Annotated in this window: 7 protein-coding genes; 3 read left to right on the top strand and 4 right to left on the bottom strand. The window is 70.4% G+C overall.

Features of this window, described 5'->3' with window-relative positions:
* Window positions 1-242: 242 nt before the first annotated feature.
* On the bottom strand, window positions 243-2,786 hold the full coding sequence (locus ACTIE5_RS17095; protein ID WP_439550912.1) for a response regulator: 2,544 nt from the start codon (window positions 2,784-2,786) through the stop codon (window positions 243-245).
* A gap of 91 nt (window positions 2,787-2,877) precedes the next feature.
* Window positions 2,878-4,743 carry an ABC-F family ATP-binding cassette domain-containing protein gene (locus ACTIE5_RS17090; protein WP_439550911.1) on the bottom strand — a complete coding sequence of 622 codons (1,866 nt, stop codon included), beginning with the start codon at window positions 4,741-4,743 and terminating at the stop codon, window positions 2,878-2,880.
* Between the two features lie 124 nt (window positions 4,744-4,867).
* Here ACTIE5_RS17090 and ndk point away from each other — a divergent pair, with 124 nt between their 5' ends.
* Window positions 4,868-5,290, top strand: a complete 423-nt coding sequence (gene ndk, locus ACTIE5_RS17085) for a nucleoside-diphosphate kinase (RefSeq protein ID WP_439550910.1) — start codon at window positions 4,868-4,870, stop codon at window positions 5,288-5,290.
* Between the two features lie 144 nt (window positions 5,291-5,434).
* Here the strand turns inward: ndk and ACTIE5_RS17080 are convergent, their stop codons facing one another.
* Window positions 5,435-6,205, bottom strand: coding sequence for an MOSC domain-containing protein (locus tag ACTIE5_RS17080; RefSeq protein WP_439550909.1), 771 nt, complete (start codon window positions 6,203-6,205; stop codon window positions 5,435-5,437).
* Window positions 6,206-6,319: 114 nt separating this feature from the next.
* Between ACTIE5_RS17080 and clpB the strand changes: the two genes are divergently transcribed.
* Both clpB and ACTIE5_RS17070 read left to right on the top strand, forming a co-directional pair.
* Window positions 6,320-8,899, top strand: coding sequence for an ATP-dependent chaperone ClpB (gene clpB, locus ACTIE5_RS17075; protein WP_439550962.1), 2,580 nt, complete (start codon window positions 6,320-6,322; stop codon window positions 8,897-8,899).
* A gap of 207 nt (window positions 8,900-9,106) precedes the next feature.
* The gene (locus ACTIE5_RS17070; protein WP_439550908.1) at window positions 9,107-10,789 is read left to right on the top strand and encodes a Na/Pi cotransporter family protein; all 1,683 of its coding nucleotides are present in this window, start codon (window positions 9,107-9,109) and stop codon (window positions 10,787-10,789) included.
* 112 nt (window positions 10,790-10,901) lie between these two features.
* Here the strand turns inward: ACTIE5_RS17070 and ACTIE5_RS17065 are convergent, their stop codons facing one another.
* Window positions 10,902-12,104, bottom strand: coding sequence for a peptidoglycan DD-metalloendopeptidase family protein (locus ACTIE5_RS17065; protein ID WP_439550907.1), 1,203 nt, complete (start codon window positions 12,102-12,104; stop codon window positions 10,902-10,904).
* Window positions 12,105-12,509 lie beyond the last annotated feature (405 nt).

Below are 12,509 nucleotides of genomic sequence, written 5' to 3'. Positions count from 1 at the left end.
GCCATGGCAAGAAGGGCGGAGACGGGCAGGGTGCCGACGCCGGGGGCCGTCCCAAGGGCGGCCCCGGCGCGGGATGATAAAGGCGCGGCGGCGCCTTCACGCGCCGCCCCGGGGGTAACCCCGGAACCAGGCACCGCCTGGGCGCTGTGGCCCACCTTCATGCGCCGCACGCTGGCGGAGGAGGAGGTGCTGCCCCGGCACCGCGTGCCGGAGCGGGCCGGATAGGCTGTTCAGGCCCTCGGTCAGGCTGAGGTCAGGCGCGCCACCAGCCGGGCCAGGTCCTGCTGCCCATAGGGCTTGTTGATGCGCGGCAGCCACGCCGTCTCCGTCGCCGGCAATTCCGCATGGCCGGTCGCCAGCGCCACCTTCAGCGCGGGGCGGTCCCGGCGCAGCTGCGCCGCGAGGTCGAGCCCGTTCATGTCCGGCATGGCGTAGTCCGTCAGCACCAGGTCGATGGCGTCGTCGCGGCCGAGGAGGTCGATCGCCTCCTGCGCCGATCCCGCGACCAGCGCCGCATGGCCCAGATCCTCCAGCATCAGCGCGGTGCCGGCGGCCACCAGCGGGTCGTCATCCACCACCAGCACGCGGCGCGGATCGATCCGGGGCAGGGCATCCGCCGTCGGCGGGCGTGGGGGCGCGGCGGCCTGGTTCGCGCGGGGCAGCCAGATTTCCGCCAGCGTGCCGGCGCCGGGGCTGCTGGTCAGCGCCAGGCCGCCGCCGGATTGCTGCGCCAGGCCCTGCACCATGGACAGGCCGAGGCCGGAGCCGCGGCCGGCGCCCTTGGTGGTGAAGAAGGGCTCCACCGCGCGGGCCAGCGTCGCCGCATCCATCCCCGCGCCGGTATCCCGCACGCCGAGCCGGAGATAGGCGCCCGGTGCGAGGCCCGGTGGCGCGCCAGGGCAGGGGGCCTGGGCTTCGTCCAGCGTCACGGCCAGGGCGCCGCCGCCCGGCATGGCGTCCCGCGCATTGACCGCGAGATTGAGCAGGGCGAGCTCAAGCTGGTTGGCATCCACCATCGCGGCCGGCAGGGCGGGCGGCAATTCGGCCTCCATCCGCACGCCGGGGCCGATGGAGCGTTCCAGCAGGCCGGTCATGCCACGCACCAGCGCTGCGAGGTCCACCGGGGCGGGGCGCAGTTCCTGGCGGCGGGCGAAGGCCAGCAGCCGCTGGGTCAGCGCCGCGCCGCGTTCCGCCCCCTGCAGCGCGCCATCCAGCAGGCGGAGGATGCGCGGATCCTCCGGCAGCCGCTTCCGCAGCAGCGCCAGATTGCCGAGTACCGCCATCAGCAGGTTGTTGAAGTCATGCGCGACGCCGCCGGTGAGCTGGCCGAGCGTCTCCATCTTCTGTGCCTCCCGCAGCCTGGCCTCGGCGGCCTTCAGCTCCGTCAGGTCATGGCCTTCGGGCACCAGCAGGGTGATGCGGCCGTCCTTGTCCCGGAGCGGGCGGATGGAGAAGTCGATGGCGGCCAGCCGGTCCCCGCCGCGGACCACCTCCTCATAGCGCTGGGGGATGCCGGCGGCGGCGGCGGCGACGGCGGCGCGGGCGCGGGCCTGCGCGGCCTCCCCCATCTCGAACCACCGCGTCTCCCACACCTTGCGGCCGACGACCTCGGCGCGCGTCACGCCGCCGAAGGCGAGGGCTGTGTCATTCGCCTCCAGCAGCGTGCCGTCCGGGGATAGCAGGCCGATGAACTGGAAGGTGCTGTTGAAGATGGCGCGGAAGCGGTCCTCGCTTTCCGCCAGCTGGTCGCGCGCCGCGGCCAAAGCGCGGGTGCGCTCCGCCACGCGCTGCTCCAGCTCCGTCGCAGCATCGCGCAGCGCGGCATTGGCGCGGGCCAGTTCCTCCCGCGCCCGTTCCTCCCGCCGCGCCAGGCGAAGCGCCAGGGCGGTGAGGAAGATGAGCGCGACGGCGACGGCGCCGACGATGCTGCCGGACCAGATGAGTGCCGCGCGGAAGGGCGCCAGGGCGCTTTCGACCGGGACGCTGGCGGCGACGATCACGGGCCAGTCCAGCAGGCGGCGGAAGGAGATGATGCGCTCATCGTCCTGGAAGACGGTGACGGCGCGCAGGGTGCCGGCGGCGCTGTTCATGTTACGGCGCGCCAGGTCCGTGCCGGCGATGCTGCGGCCGACCATGGCGGGCGTCATGCCGGTGCGGGCGAGGAGCCGGCCCTCCGCATCGAACATGGCCAGCACGGTGCCGCGGCCGATCTCGCTGGCTTCCGCCTGCTGCTGGAAGAAGCCGAGGCGCTGGGCGATCTGCACGGCGCCGGCCAGCCTGCCATCGCCGTCGCGCAGCGCGATGGAGTAGGTGAACAGGACCTCCCGCGTCACGCGGCTGTAGATCGCCTCCCCCACATGGCGGTCGATGCCGGCCAGATGCGCCTGGAACCAGCGGCGATCGCGGAAATCGAGGTCGGGGGCGGGGAAGAGGTTGTTCAGCGCGACGGGGCGCGCGCCTTCATCCACCACCATGATGTAGTCGCCGGTGGTCCGGGCGGAGAGGTCGCGCAGCCAGTCATGGAAGGCTTCGTCCCCGGCCACCGCCGCGGGGCCACCGAGGGTGGCTATGCGGTCCGCCACGCGGGTCGAGACGAGGTCCGCCGTCTCGAAGGTCCGGCGGGCATATTGCTCCAGCAGCCTGGCCAGTTCGCGCGTGCCGATTTCCGCCCGTTCCAGCGCGGCGACGCGTTCCTGTTCCAGGAAGGCCATGCGCACGCCGAACAGCGACAGCAGGAAGATGCCGGCAATGGCCAGGATCGCGACGCTGACGCGGCGGAAGGACAAGGGCGTTTCCCGGATTCTCGTTGATGCAGGGTCCGCGATGGGACCGCGGGGCGGGAAGGGTCGCGCCCGCGGCTTTACGGGATCGTGAAGGTCAGGCGGTCTCCAGCTGTTCGGAGATTTCCAGCCATTCCTGTTCCAGCGCCGCGATCTGGCGCGCGAGGAAGGCCTGGCGCGTGGTGGCCCAGGCGATGTCCTGCGCCTTGCGGGCGGCGTAGGTGGCGGGGTCGGAGAGCTTCTTCTCGATCAGCTTGCCTTCCAGCGTGTGCCGCTCGATCAGCTTCTCCACCTCCTTCAGCCGGGCGCGGAGGGGCGCGAGCTGGGCGCGGGTCTGGGCGCGCGCGGCGCGGTCGGACGGCGTCCGTTCGGCACCGCCGCCGCCGCCACCGCCGCGGGCGCGGTCGGCCAGCAGGGCGCGGTATTCGTCCATGTCGCCCTCGTAGCTCGTCACCTTGCCATCGGCGACGAGCCAGAGGCGGTCGGCCACCAGCTCCACCAGATGCGGGTCGTGGCTGATGAGGAGGACGGCGCCCTTGTACTCCGCCAGCGCGCGGACGAGGGCTTCGCGGGCGTCGATGTCGAGGTGGTTGGTCGGCTCGTCGAGGATCAGCAGCTGGGGCGCGTCCCGCGTGCAGAGTGCCAGCAGCAGGCGCGCCTTCTCTCCGCCCGAGCAGCGCTCGATCCGGGTTTCGGCGCGCTCGACATTCAGGCCGAAGCGGGCGAGCTGGGCGCGGCATTGCTGGATGGTGGCCATCGGCAGCGCCGCCTGCATGTGGGACAGCGGCGTGCCGGAATGGTCCAGGTCTTCCGACTGGTGCTGGGCGAAGAAGCCGACCCGGAGCTTGGATGATCGCTTGACGGTGCCGCGCATGGGGGCGAGGCGGCCGGCGATCAGTTTTGCGAGTGTGGACTTGCCGTTGCCGTTCGCCCCCAGCAATGCGATGCGGTCCTCCTGGTCCAGCCGGAGGTCGATGCCCTTCAGGATGGGGGTGCCGCCATAGCCGGCATCGGCCTGCTCGATCGAGAGGATGGGGGGGGCGAGTTCCTCGGGCTCCGGGAAGGCGAAGCTGCTCGCGGCATCCTCCACCACCGCATCGATGACGGGGAGCTTGGCCAGGGCCTTGAGGCGGGACTGCGCCTGGCGGGCCTTGGTGGCCTTGGCGCGGAAACGGTCCACGAAGGCCTGCATATGGGCGCGCTGGGCCGCGATCTTGGTGCGCTGGCTTTCCTGCTGCGCGGCGCGTTCGGTGCGGACGCGGACGAAATTCTCGTAATTGCCGGGGTAGAAGGTGACCTTCTGCTGGTCGAGATGGGCGATGCCGTCCACCGACCGGTCCAGCAGCCCGCGGTCATGGCTGACGACGATGGCCGCACCCGGGAACTTCGCCAGCCACCCTTCCAGCCACATGGTGGCTTCGAGGTCGAGGTGGTTGGTGGGTTCGTCCAGCAGCAGCAGGTCGGGTTCCGGGAACAGGGCGCGGGCGAGGGCCACGCGCATCCGCCAGCCGCCGGAGAAGGAGTTGAGGCCGCGGGCCTGGGCGGCGGCATCGAAACCGAGGCCCGAGAGGATGATGGCGGCCCGCGCCGGGGCGCTGTCCGCGCGGATATCGATGAGTCTTTCGTGAATTTCCGCGACCCGGTGGGCCTGGGACGGGTCCTCCAGCGCCTGGAGCAGGCTGTGGCGCTCGGTATCCGCTTCCAGCACGCTGTCCAGCAGGGAGGTCTCCCCCCCCGGTGCTTCCTGGGCGACGACGCCGAGCTTGGCGCGCTGGGCGAGGCGGATTTCCCCGCCATCCGGCTGCAATTCGCCGGTGATGGCCTTGAGCATGGTGGATTTGCCGGCGCCGTTGCGGCCGACCAGGCCGATCTTGCGGCCGGCATCCAGCATCAGATCGGCATTGTCGAGCAGGGTGCGGCCGCCGAAGCGGATGGTGAGGCTGCGGATGGCGATGACGGTCATGGGGGGCTTCTACAGCCTGGGAGGCCCCGGGCGTAAGGCCGGGTGGAGGGCGTGGGGCTTGCCTTGGCGGGTTTACCCCCTTATCCGCCCGCCAGCTTTCGCACACGCAACAGGAACCCGCCCCATGGCCATCGAGCACACCTTCAGCATCATCAAGCCCGACGCGACCCGCCGCAACCTGACCGGCGCCATCAATGCGGTGTTCGAGAAGAACGGCCTGCGCATCGTCGCCCAGAAGCGCATCCAGATGACCAAGGCCCAGGCCGAGAGCTTCTACGGCGTGCACAAGGAGCGCGGCTTCTTCAACGACCTGGTGTCCTTCATGATCTCCGGCCCCGTCGTGGTGCAGGTGCTGGAAGGCGAGGGCGCCGTGGCCAAGAACCGCGAGCTGATGGGCGCCACCAACCCGGCGAACGCCGCCGAGGGCACGATCCGCAAGCTGTTCGCGGAGAGCATCGAGGCGAATTCCGTGCACGGGTCCGACAGCGCGGAGAACGCGGCGATCGAGATCGCCTATTTCTTCGCGGGCTCCGAGATCGTCGGCTGAGCTGAGAAGGTTGGGGAAGGCGCTGCCTTCCCCAAACCCCATCCGCCAGGGGGGAGACCCCCCTGGACCATCGTCAATTGCTGGGTTCCAAGGGCCCGCTGGCCCTTGGCATGGGGGTAGGGGGGAACGGCGTTCCCCCCGGAATCACCCGAGCAGGTCCGCCTGGACCGGCTCCATCGTATCCCCCACCGCGATCCGCCCGCCTTCCACCACCGCCGCATAGACCCCCATATCCGCGTGGCCGTAATGGTCCCGCAGCCATTTCTGCGGCTTGGCGTCGCGTTCCGCCGTTTCCGGGTTCACCTCGGTCGCCGGGCAGCGCTGGGTGCGCTTGAAGATCTTCATGCGTGTCCCGCCAAGGAGGAATTCGCGGCCCACCCAATCCAGCTCCGCGAAGGGGGCGGCGCCTGAAAACAGGATGTTGGCGCGGAAGCGGACGGGGTCGAGCTCCATCCCCACCTTCTCCGACAGCGCCTTCACGCTGGACAGGCCGATGAGGGAGACGGCCTTGGCGGCGATGTCGGTGAAGGCGTGGCCCGGGGCCTCCACCAGGCGGAGCGCGCCGCGGGCCTCCGGGCCCAGATGAGCGGTGATCCAGGCGGCGGCACGGGCGCGATCACCCTCCAGGCCCAGATCCACGGCCAGATGGGGGAAGCCGGGGGCCATCAGCAGCAGCATGCCGGTGACGGGGTCATAGGCCGATCGGATGGCGGCGATGCCGGCATTCGCCATCAGGCAGGCGAAATGGCGCTTCTGCATCCAGCCCGGCGCGGCGGGGTCGAAGGGGTTGTCGCCCTGGGCGAAGGCGAAGCGCCGGTCATGCGGCAGGCCATCCCCGGCAGCGATGTCAACGACATCCATCAACTCCCCGGTCAGACCCTTGACGGGATAGCGGGTGATCCGTTCGACACGCATAGGTCATCCCCTTGAAGCCCGGGATCGGCGCATACCACATCCCGGGTAGAGGCAAATCCTGGCTGCCCGATCGGGGGCCAGGGATGCCAGTCCGCTCCAGAGAGGGACATGACGATGGACATCGAGAAATTCACCGACCGCGCACGCGGTTTCCTGCAGGCCGCGCAGACCATCGCGATCCGCGACTACCACCAGCGCGTCACGGCGGAGCACCTGCTGAAGGCGCTGCTGGATGATGACCAGGGGGCGGCCGCCGGGCTGATCACCGCTGCCGGGGGCGATGCCAAGGTGGCGCGCCAGTCGGTGGAGGCCGAGCTGGCGAAGCAGCCCAAGGTGACGGGCGGCGGCGCTGCCGGCCAGCAGCCGCAATTCATGCCGGACATCGTGCGGGTGCTGGATTCCGCGCAGCAGCTGGCCACCAAGGCGGGCGACGAATTCGTGGCCCAGGACCGGCTGCTGCAGGCGCTTGCCGCCAGCGAGACGCAGGCCGGCCGCGCGCTGCGCGCCGCCGGTGCGGATGCGCAGCGGCTGGAAAAGGCCGTGGCGGACCTCCGCAAGGGGCGCACCGTGGACAGCCAGAACGCCGAACAGCAGTTCGAGGCGCTGAAGAAATACGCGCGCGACCTGACGGCGCTGGCGCGCGAGGGCAAGCTGGACCCCGTGATCGGCCGGGACGAGGAAATCCGCCGTACCATCCAGGTCCTGGCGCGACGCACCAAGAACAACCCCGTGCTGATCGGTGAGCCCGGCGTCGGCAAGACCGCCATCGTGGAAGGACTGGCGCTGCGCATCATCCGCGGCGACGTGCCGGAAGCGCTGAAGAACAAGCGCGTCATGGCGCTCGACCTCGGCGCCATGGTCGCGGGTGCGAAGTATCGCGGCGAGTTCGAGGAACGCCTCAAGGGCGTGCTGAAGGAGGTGGAGGACGCCGCGGGGGACGTCATCCTCTTCATCGACGAGATGCACACGCTGGTCGGCGCGGGCAAGGCGGACGGCGCCATGGACGCGTCGAACCTTATCAAGCCGGCGCTGGCGCGCGGTGAGCTGCATTGCGTCGGTGCCACCACGCTCGATGAATACCGCAAGCATGTGGAGAAGGACGCGGCACTGGCGCGGCGCTTCCAGCCGGTCTTCGTGGGCGAACCCAGCGTCGCCGACACCATCTCCATCCTGCGTGGGATCAAGGAGAAGTATGAGCTGCACCACGGCGTGCGCATCGCCGATGGCGCGCTGGTGGCCGCGGCCACGCTGTCCAACCGCTACATCACGGACCGCTTCCTGCCGGACAAGGCCATCGACCTGGTGGACGAAGCCGCGTCCCGCCTGCGGATGCAGGTGGACAGCAAGCCGGAGGAGCTGGACGCGATCGACCGCGACCTCATGCGCCTGAAGATCGAGCGCGAGGCCCTGCGCAAGGAACAGGATGCCGCCAGCCGCGACCGCCTGGCGAAGCTTGAGAAGGAGCTGGCGGACCTTGAGGAGGAAAGCCAGGTCCTGACCCAGCGCTGGGAGGCGGAGAAGGGCAAGGTCATCGAGACGCAGAAGGCCAAGGAGGAACTCGACAAGGCGAGGACCGAGCTGGAACTGGCGGAGCGCCGTGGCGACTACGCGAAGGCCGGCGAGCTGAAGTACGGGATGATCCCGGACCTCGAAAAGAAGATCGCCGCCACCGGCGATGGCGATGCACGCCTGGTGAATGAGGCGGTGACGGAGGAAGGCATCGCCGGCGTCGTCAGCCGCTGGACCGGCATCCCCGTGGAGAAGATGCTGGAAGGGGAGCGCGCCAAGCTCCTCAAGATGGAAGACCAGCTGCGCCAGCGGGTGGTGGGGCAGGAGGAGGCGCTGGAGGCGGTCTCCAAGGCCGTGCGACGGGCGCGGGCCGGGTTGCAGGACCCGAACCGGCCGATCGGCAGCTTCCTGTTCCTGGGCCCGACCGGCGTCGGCAAGACCGAACTCGTGAAGTCGCTGGCGAATTTCCTGTTCGATGACGAACGCGCGATGACGCGGATCGACATGTCCGAATACATGGAGAAGCACGCCGTCAGCCGCCTGGTCGGCGCGCCCCCGGGCTATGTCGGCTATGACGAGGGTGGCGCGCTGACGGAGGCGATCCGGCGGCGCCCCTACCAGGTGATCCTGTTCGACGAGGTGGAGAAGGCGCATGAGGACGTCTTCAACATCCTGTTGCAGGTGCTGGATGATGGTCGCCTGACGGATGGCCAGGGGCGGACGGTCGATTTCCGCAACACCATCATCGTGCTGACCAGCAACCTCGGCAGCCAGGCGATCGCGGAACTGCCGGAGACCAGCGACATCGAGGCGGCGCGGCCGGCGGTGATGCGGGCGGTGCGGGAACGCTTCCGGCCGGAATTCCTGAACCGGCTGGATGAGGTGGTGCTGTTCCGCCGCCTGGCCCGCGGCGACATGGCGCATATCGTGGATATCCAGCTGATCCGGCTGCGCAAGCTGCTGGAAGACCGGAACATCACGCTGGAGATGGATGAGAGCGCGCGGGAATGGCTGGCGGAGGCGGGGTACGACCCGGCCTATGGCGCCCGGCCGCTGAAGCGGGTGATCCAGCGGAGCCTGCAGGACAAGCTGGCGGGGCTGCTGCTGGAAGGCACGGTCGGCGATGGGGCGATGCTGCGGGTCACGGCCGGGCCGGATGGGCTGGAAGTGCGGCCCGCGGTCTGATGCGGCCCGGGGGGGGGGCGCTGCTCCCCCCGATACCCCCCTCGCCAGGGTCCAACGGGACCCTGGACCGCGAGGCATTCAACTGATGATGGTCCAGGAGGCTCTGCCTCCTGGCGGATGGGGTTTGGGGAAGGCAACGCCTTCCCCAAGGCTCCCTCTTGGCCCTAGTCTCTCTGTTTCAGTTTTATGACATAGAGGGGTGAGGCCTTGTCGCAGGCGCTGCTGCTGGTGGAACTGGCTGGCGAGGCCGCGCTGCTGCTCTGGGGCCTGCACATGGTGCAGTCCGGGGTCCAGCGGGCCTTCGGCATGCGGCTGCGCCATGTGCTGGGCGTCGCCCTTGGCAGCCGGGTGCGGGCGGTGGCGGCGGGGCTGTTCGCCACGGCGGCGCTGCAATCCTCCACCGCGACTGCGCTCATGGTCGGCAGTTTCGCGGCCGGTGCCGGGGTGGCCTTGGCGCCGGCGCTGGCGGCCATGCTGGGCGCCAATATCGGCACCGCGCTGATCGTCTTCGCGCTGTCATTCGAGGTTTCGGCCCTGGCGCCGGCCCTGGTGCTGGCCGGCGTCATCGCCTTCCGGCGCAGCACCGGCAGCCGGGGGAAGGATGTCGGGCGGGTGTTCATCGGCGTCGGGCTGATGCTGATCTCGCTGCATCTGCTGTCGGCCAGCATGGCGCCGGTGGAGGCATCCCCCACGCTGCGGGCCCTGATCGGCGTCTTCGCCGAGATGCCGCTGCCGAACCTGGTGGTGGCGGCGCTGCTGGCCTGGGCGGCGCATTCCTCCGTCGCGGCCATGTTGTTCATCGCCTCGCTCGCCGCATCCGGCCTGCTGGGGGCGGAGGCCTGCATCGCCATGGTGCTCGGCGCCAATATCGGCAGCGCGGTGAACCCGCTGCTGGGCGCGCTGGGGGAGGCCGGGCCGGAACGGGCAAGGCTGCGGGTGGCGCTCGGCAATATCGTGAACCGGCTGGTGGGGGCGGTGGTGGTGCTCGGCGCCCTGCCCGTGCTGCTGCCGCTGCTGGAAAGCCAGCCCGGCGCGATCTTCGCGGCGCAGGCGCATCTGGCCTTCAACCTCGGCACCGCCATCCTGGCCTGGCCGCTGCTCGGCCTGCTGGCGCGTGGCATGGAACGCCTGGTGCCGGACCGACCGCCGGCGGAGGACCCCGCCGCGGCCCGCTACCTCGATCCCGATGCGCTGGAGACACCGCCCGTCGCGCTCGCCAATGCGGCGCGGGAGGTGCTGCGCATCGCCGATACGGTGGAGGCGATGCTCGCGGCCTCCACCGCCGCCTTCCAGGAGGGGGACCGGGAAAGGCCCAAGGTTGCCAAGCGGCTGGATGACCAGGTCGATCGGCTGCACCGCCAGGTCCAGGGCTACCTGGCGCGCATCCCGCAGGAGACGCTGGGGGAGGATGACGCGCGACGACTGGCGGAAATCCGGGCCTTCGCCGTCAGCCTGGAACATGCGGGGGATGTGCTGGAGCGGGACCTGCTCGGCCTGGCCCAGAAATGGGCGCGGCGGGGCCTGCCGCTGCCGGCCGATATCGCGGCGGAGATCACGGGGCTGCACCTTCGCCTCCAGGCGCAGCTTCGCCTGGCCGTCGCCGTTTTCATCCGGGAGGACGCCGAAGCCGCCCGCCGCCTGGTGCGGGAGAAGGAGGCGCTGCGGGATGCGGAGCGCGCAGCGCTCGCCCGCATGGCGGAGGCCGCCGACCGGTCCGCGGCGGAAGGCGGCGCGGCCGCGGGCCTGCTGCTGGATGCGGTGCGGGACCTGCGGCGCATCGGCGCCCATTTCGCGATGGTCGCCCACCCGCTGCTGGAACGGCGGGGGGAATTGCTGCCGAGCCGGCTGGCAACTGACGCCAATCTGGCGGAGAGCCTGGCGGGGGGCTGAGCAATCCCCGGCCAAGGGGGGAAAGGCTGTCGGGCGGTCAGTCGCCCGCCCAAGGGGGTAAAGGCTGGCGGGCGGTCAGTCGCCCGGCCAAGGGGTAAAGGCTGGCGGGCGATCAGTCGCCCGCCAGCGCAATCTCGGTGCGGCCGGAGGCGATCTGCGCCATCTGCCGGTTCAATTCCCGGCGACGATCGTGGAAGGCGGCGAGTTCGGCGCCGCGCAGCCTTTCCCCCGCCGGCAGGGCGGCGCGGGCGGGGTCCTGGGCCCGGCCGGCCAGGCGGATCTCATAATGAAGATGCGGGCCGGTGGACATGCCGGAGGAGCCGACCGCGCCGATCACGTCCCCCTGCCGCACCCGGTCCCCGGGCTTCAGGTTCCGGGCGAAGCGGGACATGTGGGCATAGACCGTCTCCACCCCGCCGGGATGGCGGATCCGCACGGTGCGGCCATAGCCGCGCTCCATCCTCGCCGCGGAGACCACCCCGTCGGAAGCGGCGTAGATCGGCGTGCCGGGGGGGGCGGCGAAGTCCAGCCCCTCATGCCGGCGGGAGAAGCCGAGCACCGGGTGCCGCCGCATGCCGAAGCCGGAGGTCAGGCGCGCGCCATCGAGCGGCGTACGCAGGAAGCCGCCCGCGAGCGGCCGGCCATCGCCGTGATACCAGGCGGCGTCGCCATCCTGTTCCACATGGCGCCAGACCGCGATCTCGCGGCCCGACAGGGTCAGGGAGGCATGCAGCAACTGGCCATGGCCCAGCAGGTCGCCATCCGGGGCGCGCAGGCGTTCAAAAGCCACCGCGATGCGATCGCCCGGCTGGATGTCGCGCTGGAAGTCTACTTCGTGGGAGAGCGCGCGGATCAGGGCATGGGTCAGGGGCGCGGGCATGCCGGCACGGGTCAGCGTCAGAAAGACGCCGCCGATGATGGGCGCCTCGATGCGCGCGAGGTGACGCTGGCGGGGGGTGACCTGCTCCTCCACCACCCAGCGATCGGCCTGGCGGCGCAGCGCGATGGTGCGGCCGGGGGCGGGCTCGATCTCGAGCGCGAGGAGGGTGTTGTCCCGATCGGGGTCGAGGCGGAGGCCGACCTCCTGCCCGACGGCGAGGCTGCGGGGCGGGAAGATGGGGGCGAGTGCGGCGATGGCGTCATGCGCCTCCGCCTGGCTCACGCCGGCGCTGGTCAGGAGCTCGCCGAGGGTGTCGCCGCGGCGGACGGTCAGGACGCGCTGGGCCTCGGCCGGTGGTTCCGATGCTGCGGCGGCGGGCAGGGGGGCCGCGAGAAGGGCGCAGATCGAGAGGGCGAGGCGGGTCGCAGGCGTCATGCTGTCGTCTTGTCCGGGCGGTGAGGCGGCGGACCATCTGGGCGAAGACGAATGAAGTCAACGGGTTGACCGCTGCGCTTGCGTGACGAGAAGAGCTTTGTGTCAACGGCGCGGCGATCATGGCTGCCATGTCCGTTTGGTGACGGGGCGTCGTTGACTCCCCCAGGCCAGGCCCGTAAAAGCCGCCTCACCAGAACGGAGCCTACGGGTTCCCGGACGGGGCGCTGAAAAGCGGGGTTGCACACGGTGGTGAAAGCCACTAGATGCTGCGCCCCGCCGTTAGGCGCCGATCTTCATCAACGCAGTGATGCGATGGTGCTTCTGGTCAGGGTTCTGGCCAGGAACGAGATCTTGTTCATTCAAACTGTGTATCTGTTGAGGGAAGATAGTGTGGTTGCCTTTTGG

The organism is Falsiroseomonas sp., from assembly GCF_051859025.1.
Taxonomy (GTDB): Bacteria; Pseudomonadota; Alphaproteobacteria; order Acetobacterales; family Acetobacteraceae; genus Falsiroseomonas.
Note: the sequence above shows the minus strand (reverse complement) of the source record. Positions and strands in the feature narration are given on the sequence as shown.